The sequence below is a fragment of the Synechococcus sp. MIT S9509 genome, from assembly GCF_047303035.1.
Taxonomy (GTDB): domain Bacteria; phylum Cyanobacteriota; class Cyanobacteriia; order PCC-6307; family Cyanobiaceae; genus Synechococcus_C.
In genome coordinates this window covers 2,542,726-2,557,718 of sequence record NZ_CP138940.1, presented here as the reverse complement: position 1 = coordinate 2,557,718, position 14,993 = coordinate 2,542,726, and the positions used below count along the sequence as shown (strand labels likewise).

General features: G+C 61.7%; 14 protein-coding genes and 1 tRNA gene. 8 read left to right on the top strand and 7 right to left on the bottom strand.

The annotated features are described in order from the left end of the window. Nucleotides 1-6 precede the first annotated feature (6 nt). From SIB73_RS14185 to SIB73_RS14170, 4 genes are all read right to left on the bottom strand, one after another. A complete protein-coding gene (locus tag SIB73_RS14185; RefSeq protein ID WP_413404111.1) occupies nt 7-1,011 on the bottom strand; it encodes a Gfo/Idh/MocA family oxidoreductase in 1,005 nt (334 codons plus the stop codon). 55 nt (nt 1,012-1,066) lie between these two features. Beyond that, nucleotides 1,067-2,380: a hemolysin family protein gene (locus SIB73_RS14180; RefSeq protein WP_413404113.1), complete on the bottom strand. Its 1,314-nt coding sequence runs from the start codon at nt 2,378-2,380 to the stop codon at nt 1,067-1,069. Nucleotides 2,381-2,393: 13 nt separating this feature from the next. Continuing rightward, a tRNA-Ile gene (locus tag SIB73_RS14175) sits at nt 2,394-2,466 on the bottom strand. Between the two features lie 13 nt (nt 2,467-2,479). Further along, nucleotides 2,480-3,004 (bottom strand): occludin/ELL family protein, encoded by a 525-nt coding sequence (locus SIB73_RS14170; protein ID WP_413439642.1) that lies wholly within the window; start codon nt 3,002-3,004, stop codon nt 2,480-2,482. Nucleotides 3,005-3,061: 57 nt separating this feature from the next. Here SIB73_RS14170 and pyrE point away from each other — a divergent pair, with 57 nt between their 5' ends. Further along, nucleotides 3,062-3,643 carry an orotate phosphoribosyltransferase gene (pyrE, locus tag SIB73_RS14165; protein ID WP_413404117.1) on the top strand — a complete coding sequence of 194 codons (582 nt, stop codon included), beginning with the start codon at nt 3,062-3,064 and terminating at the stop codon, nt 3,641-3,643. Beyond that, a complete protein-coding gene (locus SIB73_RS14160) occupies nt 3,643-4,497 on the top strand; it encodes a YgfZ/GcvT domain-containing protein (protein WP_413404119.1) in 855 nt (284 codons plus the stop codon). The genes pyrE and SIB73_RS14160 overlap by 1 nt, the downstream gene beginning before the upstream one ends. Here SIB73_RS14160 and SIB73_RS14155 read toward each other — a convergent pair. After that, complete coding sequence (locus tag SIB73_RS14155; RefSeq protein ID WP_413404120.1) at nt 4,398-5,963, bottom strand: TM0106 family RecB-like putative nuclease; 1,566 nt, start codon at nt 5,961-5,963, stop codon at nt 4,398-4,400. The two genes, SIB73_RS14160 and SIB73_RS14155, sit on opposite strands and share 100 nt — an antisense overlap. Nucleotides 5,964-6,016: 53 nt before the next feature. On the opposite strand from SIB73_RS14155, the gene SIB73_RS14150 reads away from it, so the two are divergent. The 6 genes from SIB73_RS14150 (at nt 6,017) to SIB73_RS14125 (ending at nt 13,028) form a co-directional block, all read left to right on the top strand. Continuing rightward, the gene (locus SIB73_RS14150) at nt 6,017-7,480 is read left to right on the top strand and encodes a phosphoglucomutase/phosphomannomutase family protein (RefSeq protein WP_413404122.1); all 1,464 of its coding nucleotides are present in this window, start codon (nt 6,017-6,019) and stop codon (nt 7,478-7,480) included. Between the two features lie 2 nt (nt 7,481-7,482). Further along, nucleotides 7,483-8,070 carry an RdgB/HAM1 family non-canonical purine NTP pyrophosphatase gene (gene rdgB, locus SIB73_RS14145; protein ID WP_413404124.1) on the top strand — a complete coding sequence of 196 codons (588 nt, stop codon included), beginning with the start codon at nt 7,483-7,485 and terminating at the stop codon, nt 8,068-8,070. A gap of 77 nt (nt 8,071-8,147) precedes the next feature. Continuing rightward, on the top strand, nt 8,148-9,185 hold the full coding sequence (locus SIB73_RS14140) for an SAM-dependent methyltransferase (protein WP_413404126.1): 1,038 nt from the start codon (nt 8,148-8,150) through the stop codon (nt 9,183-9,185). Further along, nucleotides 9,185-10,240: a Glu/Leu/Phe/Val dehydrogenase dimerization domain-containing protein gene (locus SIB73_RS14135; RefSeq protein ID WP_413404128.1), complete on the top strand. Its 1,056-nt coding sequence runs from the start codon at nt 9,185-9,187 to the stop codon at nt 10,238-10,240. The genes SIB73_RS14140 and SIB73_RS14135 overlap by 1 nt, the downstream gene beginning before the upstream one ends. After that, on the top strand, nt 10,237-11,424 hold the full coding sequence (locus tag SIB73_RS14130; RefSeq protein WP_413404130.1) for an FAD-dependent oxidoreductase: 1,188 nt from the start codon (nt 10,237-10,239) through the stop codon (nt 11,422-11,424). Before SIB73_RS14135 ends, SIB73_RS14130 begins: the two co-directional genes overlap by 4 nt. 95 nt (nt 11,425-11,519) lie before the next feature. After that, nucleotides 11,520-13,028 carry a BCCT family transporter gene (locus SIB73_RS14125; RefSeq protein ID WP_413406128.1) on the top strand — a complete coding sequence of 503 codons (1,509 nt, stop codon included), beginning with the start codon at nt 11,520-11,522 and terminating at the stop codon, nt 13,026-13,028. Here SIB73_RS14125 and SIB73_RS14120 read toward each other — a convergent pair. Together SIB73_RS14120 and SIB73_RS14115 are read right to left on the bottom strand one after the other, a co-directional pair. Further along, nucleotides 12,937-14,190: an MFS transporter gene (locus SIB73_RS14120; protein WP_413404131.1), complete on the bottom strand. Its 1,254-nt coding sequence runs from the start codon at nt 14,188-14,190 to the stop codon at nt 12,937-12,939. The genes SIB73_RS14125 and SIB73_RS14120 overlap by 92 nt on opposite strands. Nucleotides 14,191-14,230: 40 nt before the next feature. Then, nucleotides 14,231-14,914, bottom strand: coding sequence for an SIMPL domain-containing protein (locus SIB73_RS14115; protein ID WP_413404133.1), 684 nt, complete (start codon nt 14,912-14,914; stop codon nt 14,231-14,233). Nucleotides 14,915-14,993 lie beyond the last annotated feature (79 nt).

Genomic DNA, 14,993 nt, shown 5'->3' with positions numbered 1-14,993 from the left:
TCCGGCTCAGATGGGCGACTCGATCGGGACTCCAACTCCAGGCTGGTCAACGGCCTGCTCGATCAGATCAGCGAGCCGCAGGGCTCTCGACGCCTGCTGACCATCCACGGCAGGTGTCTCGCGACCTCTCACGCACTGCAGGAAATGTTCGAGCTCGGCATAGAGGGGCTCGATCGAGGTGGTGCTCACCTCCTCAATGAAGCCATCGTTGCGGTACAGCAGCTCTCCATGATCCGCGGAGTACCACTCGTGGGCCCGGCGATGAATGTGCAGGTTGTGATTGAGAAAGTCGGTTTCAACAAGGCTGGCCCGGCAATGCGCACTGAGCGTCCGGATTTTGCGGTGACTCATCTTGCTGGCCGTGAGACTGGCCACCACACCGTTTTCAAAACCGAGTGTGGCGTTGACGTAATCGATCGGACCCGCCGCGCTGCGACCGCCCGCCGCCGCAAGTTGCACCACTGAGGAACTGGCCAGCTCGAGCACCAGATCCAGATCATGAATCATCAGATCAAGCACCACTGACACATCGTTGGCCCGATCGGCGTGTGGACTGTGACGACGGGCTTCAAGGACCACCACCTCTTCATTGGCCACCACCTTGGTGAGCTCGCGGAACGCAGGGTTGAAACGCTCGATATGACCAACCTGAAGCAACCGGCCCGCTCGGTTGGCGACATCAATCAGGGCCGCGGCCTCCTCCTGGCTTGCGGCGATCGGCTTCTCGATCAGAACGTGTGAACCAGCCTCAAGACAAGCCAGCCCGACGGAGTGATGAAGCAAAGTCGGCACTGCGATGCAGACCGCCTCGACCTCGTTGAGCATGGCGCGGTAATCGGAAAACCAGCGACAGCCGAACTGCTCCGTGGCCAGTGCCCCGCGCTGAGCATCCGGGTCCGCAACGCCGACCAGATCAGCATCCTTGAGAAGACTGAGCACGCGCGCGTGATGCCAGCCCATGTTGCCGATCCCGATCACGCCGACCTTCACCGGAACCATGGCGTCGGTCATCAGTGGGACTGCGCGAACCGGCTGATTATCGGTGATCAGTGCGATGGTGAGCGAATTACACCGATCCCTGTTCCGGATTTTCGGGATCGATCGGCGAATCAGGCTTTTCGATCTGAACCAGAAGCACCCGCACAATGCGTGGACCGGCCATGGCGACGATCTCGAACTGGATGTTGAGGTGGCGCAATGCCTCCCCGGGCGAAGGGATGTGCTGGAGCCGTTCCAGCAGAAATCCGGCCAGGGTGTGATGGTCGCTGGCTTCCGGCAGATCCAGCTGCAGCTGACGATTCAGCTCGACAATCTCCAGATCACCGGCTACGAGCCATGTTCCCGGCTGATCCTCCATGGGCACCAGATCCGGCTCATCCGTTTCATCGCCAGGCTCGTCGCCAACGATCTCTCCAGTGAGGTCTGCTGCGGTGACGAGACCCTCCGTTCCGCCATGTTCATCGACCACCAACAACAGGGGGTTCCCTGAGCGAATGATGGCCAGCAGGTCGGCGAGATTACTGGTCTCCAGCACTGTCTGCGCCGGCATCAGGTAGGGCTCAAGCCAGGAGTCCTCGCGCAGCTCTCCCCGCGCGATGGGCTCGGCGAGACGGCGCAGATCAAGCACTCCCCGCACATCATCCAGCGACTGACCAATGACGGGAAAACGGGCATGGCGGGTACGATGAACAGCTTCCATCAACTCAGCGAACCGGACTTCCACAGGAAGGGTGACCATTCCGGATCGCGGCACCATCACCTCACGCACCTGGGTGTCGCGCAGAGCGAACACACCCTCGAGAATGTTGCGTTCGTCGGGTCTCAGACCGGTCACAGCGCCACTCTCGATCAAGGTCTCCAGCTCGCCGGCCGTGAGAGCGGGAACCGGCGCATCCCAGCGCTGGGTCACCCCTGCCAACCGCAGCAACAACGAAGCCAGGCTGTCGAGGCCCGAGAGAAGGGGACTCAGCACCCGGATCGCCCCCTCAAGCACAGGACCAAGCTGCAGGGCAGCGAACTCGGGACGGCTGAGCACCCAGGCACGTGGCAGCAGCCCGGCAATCAGGGTGGCCATCACAACCAGCAGCAGGAACCAGGCGAGATCCCACCAGCGACCTGCGGGCATCTCCAGAGGCCACCAACGCTGACCAAAGCCACGACCAATCCAGCCCAGTGCCACGAGCGACAGAGAGGCTCCGAACTGTGTCATCAGCAACGCCATGCGCAGATGCCGCTGCAGTCGCTGCACCGACTGCGCACCCGGACGGCCCTCCTCACTGAGTGCCTGAACCTGACTGGGTCTCAGCCGCAGAAGCGCCACCTCAGCAGCTGAAAACAGAGCCGGAAGAACCAGCAGTGCGATCAGCAGCAGGGTGCGCATTGGAACAGAACAATGGGGGTCGCGGGGATCGAACCCGCCTTAGGCGAATTATGAGTTCGCTGCATTCACCAGATTGCTAGACCCCCTGGCACCGTGGATTTACCACAGAGCACGCACCGGCGAAAAGACTTCTACGTGCTGAGGTTCGACAGGACCAGCAGACGTAACATCCTCGGCAAGGCTGCCACTGAAGCCGTTTGGGATGTCAACCGTGCGCCATGGAATCGGATCACTTTGATCCTCAAGCAGCATTGAGTAGGTGTTCTCAACAGCTGTTCCGTCCCAGATGATCGTCTGATCAGGAAAACCGAATCCCATGAAGCGATTTCCCTGCGGACCAGCAACGGCTATCCCCAGCAGATCCGTGACCTGATGCAGGAGATCCACACCGCTGGCATAGGGAGCAGTCCAGCTGTAAAAACGCTCTTCCATCAAGGCTTCGGTGGTCTGCACCGGACTGCAACGGGTCACCTCAACCGGTTCTGCTGACTTGACAGTGTCGGAGAGCAGTACTGCCGGAGCCTCCAACGTTGTGGAGCAGACCACGGGTCGAGCCACTGCAGCGGCCTGAAACGAACTCAATGAAAGAGCCAGCAGCAGGGTTCTGAATCGAAGCCCGTCCAAGGGAAAAGGCACCACTGCGCGCAAACTAGGCAGAAGATCCGTGAAGCACCAGCCCCCATGCCTGTTCATTCAGACTCCTCCAGGGATCGTCAGGTCCTGCTGGACCGACTGGCCAGGGAGGCCTACAGGACCGGGCAGTTCACCCTGGCGTCGGGTCTCACCAGCGAGCACTACGTGAACTGCAAACCGGTGGCCCTCAGTGGCAGTGGTCTGGCGCTGCTGGGCCCAGCCATGCTGGCCATGGTGGAAAAGGAGGCTTCGGCCGTCGGCGGGCTCACGCTTGGAGCAGATCCGCTGGTCAGTGGGGTGGCCATGGCGGCAGCACAGCAGGGGCGTGATCTGAATGCGCTGATTGTGCGCAAACAGGCCAAAGGCCATGGCACCGGTGCCTGGCTGGAGGGCCCGCTGCCTGAGGCCGGTGCACTGGTGACGGTGCTGGAGGACGTCGTTTCGACCGGTGGATCCTCCATCCAGGCAGTCAACCAGCTCAAAAAAGCCGGTTACACCGTTCAACGCGTGATCACGATTGTGGATCGAGAGCAAGGTGGCCGCGAAGCCATGGATGAAGCAGGCCTGGAATTGGTCAGCCTGTTTCGACTGAACGAGGTGGCGGCCCGGGCCAGGGAGCTGGATCAGTGATGACAGACAGTCACAAATCGACAGAGCTGCTCTGGGATTGGCAGTTTCCTCTCATCCGTCTTGAGGGCAGTGGAGCCAGCAGCTTCCTACATGGACAGACAAGCGCCAGGGTGAATGGGTGCGCCAACGGCGAGCTGATCCAGAGCTGTTGGCTCAATGCCACAGGCCGCGTGCAGGCTCTGCTTGAAATTCGCCTGGATTCAGCCGGCGCAGATGTGCTCGTGCTCAACGGAACGATCGAACAGGTTGCAAGCGGGTTTGATCGGGTGATTTTTCCTGCTGATCAGGTTCGGCTCGCAGAACAACGCCGGCAGCGCCGGATGCAACGTCTTCAGGCTGGCAAGGCACCCGACCCGAACCAGGTGATCTGGCTGAATGAAGACAGCGAGCCCTCCGGATCCTGGGCAGGCCTCTCGCCCTGCAATGCCTCAGAGCTGGACCTTTGGCGCAACAGCCACGGCTGGCCCCTTAGAGAGCAGGAACTCACGGGTGACACCAATCCCTTCGAACTGGGTCTGGCGAATTGGGTCGAACTGAACAAGGGCTGTTACCTCGGCCAGGAAACCGTGGCCAAGCTGGCCTCCCGTGGTGGCTTGAAACAGCAGCTGCGCTGCTGGGAAAACACTTCCAACGAGGGCAACGGCCTGAAAAGTGGTGATCAACTGAGTCTCGACGACTCACGCGCAGGGATCATCACCAGCGTGTCCACAGACAACGCAACGGGGAAGAGTTTCGGACTCGCACTGGTCAGACGTCAGGCACTCGACGCTGAAACATTGCAGGCGGGGAACAGCGGAGTGGAGGTCTCCATCTGGCGCCCCAGTGCCTTCTGCGACCCACCCACGCGCGCCTGAGAGCGGTTGTCTTCCGCCAGCATCCATGCAGCCACGGTCCAGGTAGCCAGGCCGTCATCACGGTTGTAGGCAAAGATCCAGCGCAAAGCCTGATCATGCCCACGGTCCCGCGGGCCGGTGCCACGCCACTGCCTCCACCAGAGCAGAGCCCGCGCACCATCCACACCAGCCTGACTCCAGCCGAATCCAAGCCAATCGGCCACGGTCTTCAACCCGTAACTGTTGAGAGGAAGTCGCCAGTGACTGCGCACCCGGGCATGCACATCCACCAGACGACAGCGCAGAGCATGCCGCTCCACATCACTGACGCCCTGACGTTTTGCCATCTTGCAGAGGGCCAGTGACTCTGTTTCGCCGTAATGCAGAACGGGCCAGCCCTCGTAACGCTTCAGAAATCGCTTGATTCGCTTCCAGCAACGGGCTTCTCCCTGTTCCTGCAACATCAGCAGAGGGTGATAGGTGGCCCGCTGGGGATCCCAGCGGCCGTCGGAGTCCCGAGGCAAACAGACAAACCCGTGCAGAAAGTCATCACGGGCATCTGGATCTGATTCAATGTCGTAAAGCAGAACTCCCGGGGCATTGATCAGTTCCGGCAGTGCAGCGGAGTCGGTCAGAGCCTCCGCCTGCCCATTGCGCTGAGCCCGGGCCTGGGCCACAAGTGGAGCCGCCACGGCACCATGCTGATCTCCAAATTGCTGCAGCTGCTCTGCAAGACGTTCCGGATCAGCATCCGCAAGTGCATTCAGGCCATCGATTCCCAGCTCGAGCAGCATCTCCCGGCGCTTGGCGCCGATACCACTGACCTCACTGAGATGCCCAACGCGACGGGCCTCGGCGTTGCAGACACCACGCCAGCTGCAAAGCGAACATTTACGCCGGTCAGACGCGAGCGGAGGCGGATCAGTTCTTTCAAGATCAATCGCCAGCCTGCGCAATGCCTCATCCAGCTGGCGCTGCAGGTTCTCCCCCAGAGACACCTTGTCCTTCTCGAGGTAGCGGCCAGCTCCGGACAGAGCCAGACCATCGGTCACCGGTGCCTGCTGCACTCCTGCGAGCAGACGAGCTGACAACGCCAGCTGCAGGCGGTGCTCCCTGGTGAGTCGTCGTCCCTGTCTGGCCAGCACAGGGCGGTAGAGGTAATCGCCCCAGCGACTGCGACCGGGCTGACGCTGCAGCAGGGCGGGATGCGCCTCAATGCTTTGACCTTCTTCAGTTCGTCCACGCAGCCTCAGTCCCACTACTCCGGCTTCCCCACGCTCACAGGCGGCGAGCCCGTGTCCAGGTTTGTGCGGCAGCAGCGCAACGAAACTGCGCTGCTGATCGTCCAGCTGCAGAGTGCGATGGGCGGTGTAGATCCTCTTGCCCTGATCACCATGGCGATCAAGCCATGCCCTGCGGCGACAGCGCGTCCAGCTGCGCAGCAGTCGGTCTGTGAGCGGCTTGTCAGCGGAAGGGGTGTCACCCATATCCCGAGGTTAAGGCGGCTGACTGCTAAATCCAGAAGGACTACAGGCATGCCATGGCGTCGGCCCCCCTCCCTCTGAGCACAGCTCCGATCCGTTTTGGCACCGATGGATGGCGGGGGATCCTTGGGGTGGACATCACTGTGGAGCGACTGCTGCCGGTGGCCGCGGCAGCAGCACAGGAACTTGCCCATCAGGCACCTGAACAGCTCAACAGCACAACAGTGGTGATCGGCTACGACCGCCGGTTTCTGGCACCGGAGCTGGCTGAGGCGATCGCCTCCTCAGTCCGCGGAGTCGGTTTGGAACCACTGCTCACAAGCACACCCGTTCCCACGCCGGCATGCAGCTGGACAGTGGTGCAGCGCCAGGCGCTTGGAGCCCTCGTGATCACCGCCAGTCACAACCCTCCGGAGTGGCTGGGTCTGAAGATCAAGGGGCCGTTCGGCGGGTCGGTGGACGGGACTTTCACAGCTGCGGTGGAGCAGCGACTGGCCGCGGGCGGCGTGAGCGTGCCGATGACGGGTGAGCTGCAACGCTTCGATGCACGCAGCGAACATCTTGAAGGTCTGCGAACCAAGCTGAATCTGAGTGCCATCACCTCCGGGCTGAGGGCGATGGGTCTGCGGGTGATCGTGGACCCGATGCATGGCTCAGCGGCAGGCTGTGTCTCTGATCTGCTTGGCTCCGATGCTGCGGACCTCGTGTCCGAGATCCGCAGCCAGCGTGATCCTCTGTTCGGAGGGTGTTCCCCGGAACCGCTCGCCTCACACCTGCACGATCTGATTGCCGCGGTTCAGGCCTCGAGTCGCAATGGGCAGCCGGCCGTTGGCCTTGTCTTCGACGGTGACGGCGACCGGATTGCAGCGGTGGATGAACACGGTTGTTTCTGCAGCACTCAGCAACTGATGCCTCTGCTGATCGATCACCTGGCCGGAGCCAGGCAGCTGCCTGGAAGCGTGGTCAAGACCGTCAGTGGTTCCGACCTGATGCGCCTCGTGGCCGAAGACCTGGGACGTGAGGTGCTGGAACTTCCCGTTGGCTTCAAATACATCGCAGCCGAGATGCTGACGGGTGAAGTGCTGATCGGCGGTGAGGAGTCTGGAGGCGTCGGCTTCGGGATGCACCTGCCTGAACGCGACGCATTGTTCGCAGCCATGCTCGTGCTAGAGGCACTCGTTCAGGGCGGCATGCCGCTGGGTGCACGCATGGATGCTCTGCGTGGGCGATGCGGAGGCACGAGTCATTACGACCGGCTTGATCTGCGCCTTGCCGATATGGAGTCACGCCGGCGCCTGGAGCATCTTCTGGCAACCCAACCTCCGGAGGAAGTGGCAGGACAGACCGTTTATGAGGTGATCACGACAGACGGTGTGAAGCTGAGGCTTGGCCCCAGTCACTGGTTGATGTTGCGCTTTTCCGGAACCGAACCCTTGCTGCGGTTGTACTGCGAAGCACCCGACAAAGATCGTGTAGCGGCCGTGCTCGCCTGGGCCCGCGGCTTTGCCGAGAGCGCCTGAGCATGACCAACCAGACACTGGTGATTGCCAGCGGCAACCCTGGCAAGGTGCGGGAGTTCGAAGGGCTTCTGAATGAACTTGCGCTCACGGTGAAAGCCCAGCCCGATGGACTGGAGGTTGAGGAAACCGGCAGCACGTTCAGCGCCAACGCCCGAATCAAAGCGCTTGCCGTTGCGGCAGATACCGGAGAGTGGGCACTCGCCGACGACTCCGGCCTGAGCGTGGATGCTCTGGACGGAGCTCCAGGTGTTCACTCCGCCCGCTACGCCCCGAGCGATCCGGAACGCATTGCCCGACTGTTGAAGGCACTCGAGTTCGAGGACGATCGCAGGGCCCGTTTCTGCGCTGCGCTTTGTGTGGCGGCACCGGACGGCACCGTGCTGCTCGAGGTGGAGGGCCAGTGCAAGGGATGGATCACCCGATCACCACGGGGAGATCAGGGCTTCGGGTATGACCCGATTTTTGAAGTGGAAGGCACGCAGAAAACCTTTGCCGAAATGTCTCTTCAGGAGAAAAAATCCCACGGTCATCGCGGTCGCGCTTTCACATTGCTGGAGCCACGCCTGCAACAACTGCTGTCTCAGCAGTGAGACCCGCGAATGCACTGATTGTGACGAGGTGCTGACAAACAGGTCCTGTACGGTGTGATCTGTCGCTGACGAGGTCGATGGCCATCGCCATGACCACCGGTTACAGCGCACAGACTGAAGGCGCTCTGCTTTGCATCGAAGCCGCCTCGGACTGGGCCTTGACTTGTGTTGACCAACTGGCTGCCGCTGACAGCCATGTCCTGATCGATTACGGAGCAGCCGATGGCGGCACCGCTGTCGGTCTGTGGCACAAGGTGCTGGATCGCCTGCATGCCAACCAGCCACAGGCCCACCTGACCCTGATCGGCAACGATCTCCCGAGCAACGACAACGTTGCCCTGGCAGAGAATCTGGCACTGCAGATTCCCCGTGCTCCCAGGCCCACAGTGCTTGTGAGCGCGCGCAGCTTCTATGAGCCGTCCGTTGGCCCCGACACGGTGAGCTTCGGCTTTTCAGCCACAGCCATGCACTGGCTCAGCGAGTCGCCCGGTCCCCTGAACACCCACACGCATGTGCTGGCATCCGGCGATGCCGAGGCTCTGCAACGCTTCACGGCTCAGGCTCTCAAGGACTGGACCTACATCCTTGAACTTCGCAGCAAGGAACTGAAAGTGGGTGGCAGGCTGCTGACCGTGAATCTGTCCCGTGACAACGAAGGGCGTTATCTCGGTCACAACGGCGGCGAAACACGCAATGTGCACGATCAGCTGCACCAGATCTGGAAGGGCCTGGCCGACGAAGGTGTGATTTCCGATGAGCAGTACCGCAAGGGAACGGTGCTGAACTTCTACAAATCTCCCGATGAGTTCATGGCGCCGCTGAAGGATCAGAGTTCTGCGCCATACCGCAATGGACTGCGCCTTGTGAATGAGCGCACGGTGTACGTCAAGTGCCCCTACCGACGCCGCTGGGAGGAGAACGGTGACACAGCGGCCTTCGCATCCGGACTCATGGCCACGATCCGCAGCTGGAGCCGTCACAGCTTCGCCAGCGCTGCTGGGGATGCGGCTGCGGATGAGGTGTACAACCGCCTGGAAAAGCGCATCGCCGAAGCCCCCTCCGAGTGGAGCCTGGATTACGTGGAGCACCACCAAATGATGGAGAAAGTGGCCTGATGACTACGACAACACGACCCAGCCCGGATGTCTCGGTGCTCGCTGAACATATCTCCGATCACCTGTCGGTTTTTGTGGTGGCCGAGAACACGGATTCACGCCGACCAGCCAATGGCGGCCTGCGTCTGCTCAACTACCCGAATGATGAGGCCTGCATTGCTGACGGACAGCGACTCGCAGGGCTGATGACGCACAAGCATGACCTTTACGGAACCGGTTTCGCCGGCGGCAAGATCGTGGCGCGCGCCGCTGAACCGGAAGCGGTGAAGGATGAACTGATCAGCATCACTGCCGAGCTTCTTGAGTCGCTTGACGGAGCCATGATCACAGGCTGCGATCTCAATACGAGCCTTGAGGACATGGAGCGCCTCACAAAGCTCACTCCACACGTGCTGGCAGCCGTCGGCAGTCCTGTGGATGCCAGTGCTGCAACAGCTCATGGAACCCTCGGCGCTGTCGAAGCCGTGCTGGAGTCAACCCTTGCTGAGGCGAAACCCGGCCGTGCGCTGGTGCATGGATGTGGCGCCGTCGGCGGCACCGTGGCCCGAGCCCTGGTTCAGCACGGGTGGACGGTGTTCACTGTGGATCTCAGTCCCGAACGTGCAGGTTTCCCTGGTGCCACTCCCTTGCCCCAGGACTGTCCCTGGTGGGAGCTGAAGCTCGATCTGCTGCTGCCCTGCTCGATCTCCGGTCTGATCACCGCTGAAATCGCTTCAGCACTGAGGGTCAAATCAGTGGTCCCAGCAGCCAATGCTCCGTTCCAGAATTCACAGCTGGCCGACGACCTTCGTCGTAGCGGAACCCGTGTGCTGCCGGATCCATTGGTCAATGCCGGGGCCGTCATCGCTGACTCGATCGAGCGTTTTTCACCCGATGCCTGGAAGGGTGCAGGAGCTGAGGATGTCTATGCCTTTGTGCGCAGCGAGGTGCGCCAGCGCGCGACTGACTTCCTCAATCAGCGCGATCAGGGCCTCTCAGTGGGAGCGGCTCTTGTGGAGGTGACCGCCGAACGGGAGACCGATCCGATCGGCCTCAGCTTTGGAGATGTGGCATGAACTCGACCTCTCTTCCCTCCAGAGCCGCGGTGGTGATTGTGGGGGGCGGCATGGCCGGTCTCAGCTGTGCAGCATCCCTGGCCAGACGTGGCATCACCGATGTGATCCTGCTCGAGGCCAAAACCCTGGCGCATGCCAGGGCCAGCAGTTTCGGAGAAACCCGGATGTTCCGGGAGATGTATTCCGATCCCGTGCTCTGTCGGCTGGCTCAGGAGGCCAACAGGCTCTGGCGTGAGGAGGAGATTCACGCAGGAGAGCAGCTGCGCGAAACCCATGGGTTGCTGTTTTACGGCGAAAGCTGGGATGAGGAAACGATCGAGGGGTCGATCCCAGGGGCACGCAAGGTCATGGACGACCAGGGCATCCCCTATGAGGCACTGGATGCCGATCAGATCTCAAGCCGTTTTCCTCTGAAACCGCAGAGTGATTTCACCGGGCTGTTCGAGCCCACCGCCGGTGCGGTGCGCAGTGACAAGGTCGTTGCCCACTGGATCCGTACGGCCCGAAACGCCGGCCATCAACTGGTCGAGCACTGCCAGGTGGCGAACCTGGATGCCGACGGTGGCGGCGTCACGCTTGACAGCGGACATCACATCGACGCTGATCAGCTTGTCGTGGCCTGCGGCATCTGGAGCCAGCTGCTGCTGGCTCCATTGGGCCTTGCCCCGAAACTCGAGGTATGGCCGATGCTCTGGGCTCACTACACCGTGGACCCCGAGTTGGCGGATCGTTATCCGCAATGGTTCTGCTTCCAGCGGGAACGTGGCGATGACGGCGGCCTCTATTACGGCTTCCCGGTGCTGAGCCACACCGACGACGGCCGGCCGCGTATCAAGGCTGGAATCGACTGGGCTCCCAAGGAACTGCGCGTCGCTGAACCCAATGCCATGGTGACGGAACCACCGACACGATTGGTCGAACTGCTCGACACGTTCCTGTTCAACAAAGTCGAAGGGGTTCAGGAACGAGTGGAAACGGTGATCAGCCCCTACTCGATGGCCAGCGACGTCAATTTCGTGCTGGACCGTCTGAGCCCCAAATTGAGCCTGTTTGCCGGCGGCTCAGGCCAGGCCTTCAAATTCGCTCCCCTGATCGGCGACTCACTGGCTCGACTCGCCAGCGGTGAATACCCTGCCGTGGATCTTTCCTGCTGGAGTCACCAACGCGAAGCCGTCAGCGCCTGAAGACCCTCTCCCCGAACATTTCCTTGCCAGAACCATCAACACCCCAGGACGGCGCGCCTGAAACCGGCCAGTGGTGGCAACGAAGACCGTTGTTAATCGGCGCTGGACCGCTGCTGGTTTTTCTTGTGGTCGCTGCCATCGATCTCAATCTGGCGAAACAATTCACCAGCTCCGGCAAAGCAATCGTCAGCAATGCTCTGGGCGGACTCTGGCAGTGGATGGTGCTGCTGCTGTTCGTGATTGCCGTGGTGCTGGCGGTGAGTCCGATCGGGAAACTGCGACTGGGAGGAGCTGATGCCAAGCCGAGCCTGAAATTTTTCGACTGGTGCGCCGTGCTGATCTGCACGCTGCTGGCCGGCGGTGGGGTGTTCTGGTCTGCCGCTGAACCCCTGTTCCACTTCCGCAGTCCAGCGCCCTACTTCGCCGGGGTGGAGGGATCAACCGCCACAGCGGTCGATCCCTCCCTGGCCGTGAGCTTCCTGCACTGGGGATTCCTGGCCTGGGCACTGGTAGCAACAACGGTGACGATCACCCTCTCGATCCAGGAGCAACGAGGTGAACCACTCAGGCCACGCACCTTGCTGGTGGGAATTCTTCCCAGCCGCTGGGTTGAGGGTCCACTGGGAGACCTTGCGGATGGTTTGTCGGTTGTGGCGGCGATCGCAGGAACGGTTGGTCCTCTTGGCTTCCTTTCACTTCAACTGAGCAATGCGGCTGGAATGCTGCCTGGTTTCTCAGACAGCGCCGGGCTTCAGTCCCTGGTGGTGGTGCTGCTCACTGTGGTGTTCGCCACCTCCACCGTGAGTGGAATCCAGCGGGGCATCAAGTGGCTCTCTGAGCTCAACGTCTGGTTGACCCTCGGGCTTGCCGCCGCGTTGCTGCTGCTGGGTCCAGGCCTCTGGCTGATTCAACACTTCATCAGTGCATTCGGGCTCTACATCACCAACCTGCCGCGGATGGCCCTTGCACCCAACAGCAGCCCAGGCAACTGGGTGAACGGCTGGACCGTGTTCTATTGGGGCTGGTTCCTCGGCTATGCACCCCTGATGGGTCTGTTCACGGCAGGGGTGAGCCGCGGCCGCACGCTGCGCGAACTGGTGCTGGCGGTGGCCATCCTCTGCCCGATCGTGACCAACATCTGGTTCACGTTGCTTGGCGGTTCCGGCATGCAGCTGGAACTGGCCAACCCTGGCTCGATTAGCGGTCCGCTGACAGCCAGCGGGGAATCGGCAGCGCTGCTGGCGATTCTTGGCCAACTCCCCCTTTCGTGGCTGTTGATTCCGGTTGGCCTGGTGTTGGTGGTGCTGTTCATGGCCACCAGTGCCGACTCAATGAGTTACGCCGCAGCCATGGTGGTGAGTGCCCAGCGCACACCCCCCACGCTGCTTCGCCTGTTCTGGGCGCTGATGATCGGCAGTCTCACCCTGGTGTTACTGCGCATCGGCACCAGCCTGGGCGACAACACCTCCATCAACGCTCTGCAGGCCTTCATTGTGATCACCGCCGTACCGGTCACTCCTCTGGTGCTGCTGAGTCTCTGGACTGCACCGCGGCTGGCCTGGAAGGAGTGGCGCCTGCGGCAACCGGCTCAGGATTGCAACTGATCCAGCCAGCCATCGCGACGCCAAACAACGCCAGCGCGCCATAGATCAGCAACACCAGTGACAGATCTCCCCGGGGAGAGGCCTGCAGGATCAACCCGGAGACGATTGTCATTAATCCGCCCATCACCGTGCCGGAGGTGTTGACGATCGACACCGTCATCGCCGTCTGCCCAGAAGGGGCCGCCGCCTCGGCGATCGGGAAGGCCAGCACGGACGTGCCGATGCCGGCACCAAAGCTGAATGCCGGAAGCATGAGAACCCCGCGCGGCAGAGATGGCGTGATCAACAACAACAACGACAACAGCGTGATGACGGCTCCCGCCAGCAGCAGACCACCACGCTGCTGAGGGCGGCCGCCGAGTACTCCGCTGCCAATCATCCCCACCACCAGTCCGATCGACATGGTCAGGGTGAGACCTTCCATCAATGGACTGGACCAGCCCCTCAGGCTGGAGAGCAGGCCGTACTGGGCCATCCCGAATACAAATCCAAGCCCCCACGCGTAAAGCAGGCAGCACTGAATCAGGCGGTTCACACCAGCCCTGGTCCAGCGCTGGACACGAACGTCGTGCTCTACAGCTGCGAGCACGGCCTGCTCACGTCGGCCAGCCCCGAGCAGAAGCATGGGCAACGCCACCATCAGAGCCAGTGACAGACCCTGAAGCAACACCAGATCACGCCAGCCGGAGCGCCCCAGAAGCAGCGGCACCGCAGCCGCCAGCGCGGCACCGATTCCCAGCAGACCATCAGTGAATCCCATGGCCAGGGCGAAGCGATCGGCTGGGAGGCTGCGGCGTGCCAGCAACGCGGATGCGGGAAATGCCACTGCACAGGCCATTCCGGTGCCGATGCGAGACAACAGCAGGCCCTGCAGGCTGTCACTGCTGGCGAACACCAAACTGCAGCATGCCGCTGCCAGGGCAGCCAGCAGCAGCCAGATCTCAACCCTGCCCCTGTCAATCATGCGCCCGACAGGGATCTGGACCAGGCCGTATGGCAACAGAAAACTGCCAGCCACCAACGCCACCCCAGCCGAATGCAGACGCAGATCCGATCCCAGATCACGTTCAAAGTACTGAAAACTGGTCTCCACCCACACCAGCCAGATCACGAACAGAAGGCTCGTGACCCAGAGCAGTCGATCGCTGCGTCTCCCCTGCATGACTCTCAGCCAGCCGCTGAAGTCAGTGTGGGGGACTGCCTCAGTTGAGGCAGTAATCCAGCGAAAGACTAAGGCTGGCCGTTGGCAGCGGCGCTTCCTCCGGCCTGAACCGCGCTGCCGTGCTGGCCGCCATCGGAGCCTGCCGTCGATGGGAATGGCTGCGCTGGTCGATGCGCAGCAAGGCTGTGCGGGTCAATCCCAGGGCGGCCGCAGTCCGCTCGGCCTGCCTGCGACCTCGCTCAAGGGCTCGTTCAAGCATTCGGTCCTGCAGACGGTCCTGCCCCTCTGGTGACGGCAGGGAGGTCATCCCCTGCAGACGCACACCAGGAACACGGCCTGCACGCTCGATCAGGGTGTCGTAGTTGCTGCGGCCAACGATGCCGGCAATGGTTGTTGAAGCTCGATAGCCCTTGGGTTGCGAAGACTTGGCCATGGCATGGGTCGTTGGAGCAGGACTCACAAGTCGTCCGATGACCAGGGGTTCCAACGCTTCGCGCAGCCTGCCCTGACGGCTGCTGAGTTGTTCCAAGGCAGCTGAGGTTGTCGCCGCTTCCGCCTCGAGCCTCAGGTTGAAACGGAAACGATCCGTGCGACTTTCAGCGCTCTCGCGCAGATTCAGCTGCAGAAGAGTGCCTCGACACACAGGGCCCTGAATCTCAGCTTTAACTGCGCGAGGGAACAAAGCAGCCGACTGCAACAGCACCAATGCTGCGAGCAACGACATGCCTGGTGGTTTCAGTGCAGCAATGATCACAAACCTGAGAGCAGACAGACCTTGAGTCGCTGTCTAAGTCAGGCGCCGC

Excerpts from the sequence above, each read along its gene's own strand:
- SIB73_RS14185 (WP_413404111.1), bottom strand. The coding sequence starts at position 1,011 with ATGACCGACGCCATGGTTCCGGTGAAGGTCGGCGTGATCGGGATCGGC.
- SIB73_RS14180 (WP_413404113.1), bottom strand. The coding sequence starts at position 2,380 with ATGCGCACCCTGCTGCTGATCGCACTGCTGGTTCTTCCGGCTCTGTTT.
- pyrE (WP_413404117.1), top strand. The coding sequence starts at position 3,062 with ATGCCTGTTCATTCAGACTCCTCCAGGGATCGTCAGGTCCTGCTGGAC.
- SIB73_RS14160 (WP_413404119.1), top strand. The coding sequence starts at position 3,643 with ATGACAGACAGTCACAAATCGACAGAGCTGCTCTGGGATTGGCAGTTT.
- SIB73_RS14155 (WP_413404120.1), bottom strand. The coding sequence starts at position 5,963 with ATGGGTGACACCCCTTCCGCTGACAAGCCGCTCACAGACCGACTGCTG.
- SIB73_RS14150 (WP_413404122.1), top strand. The coding sequence starts at position 6,017 with ATGGCGTCGGCCCCCCTCCCTCTGAGCACAGCTCCGATCCGTTTTGGC.
- rdgB (WP_413404124.1), top strand. The coding sequence starts at position 7,483 with ATGACCAACCAGACACTGGTGATTGCCAGCGGCAACCCTGGCAAGGTG.
- SIB73_RS14140 (WP_413404126.1), top strand. The coding sequence starts at position 8,148 with ATGGCCATCGCCATGACCACCGGTTACAGCGCACAGACTGAAGGCGCT.
- SIB73_RS14135 (WP_413404128.1), top strand. The coding sequence starts at position 9,185 with ATGACTACGACAACACGACCCAGCCCGGATGTCTCGGTGCTCGCTGAA.
- SIB73_RS14130 (WP_413404130.1), top strand. The coding sequence starts at position 10,237 with ATGAACTCGACCTCTCTTCCCTCCAGAGCCGCGGTGGTGATTGTGGGG.
- SIB73_RS14120 (WP_413404131.1), bottom strand. The coding sequence starts at position 14,190 with ATGCAGGGGAGACGCAGCGATCGACTGCTCTGGGTCACGAGCCTTCTG.
- SIB73_RS14115 (WP_413404133.1), bottom strand. The coding sequence starts at position 14,914 with ATGTCGTTGCTCGCAGCATTGGTGCTGTTGCAGTCGGCTGCTTTGTTC.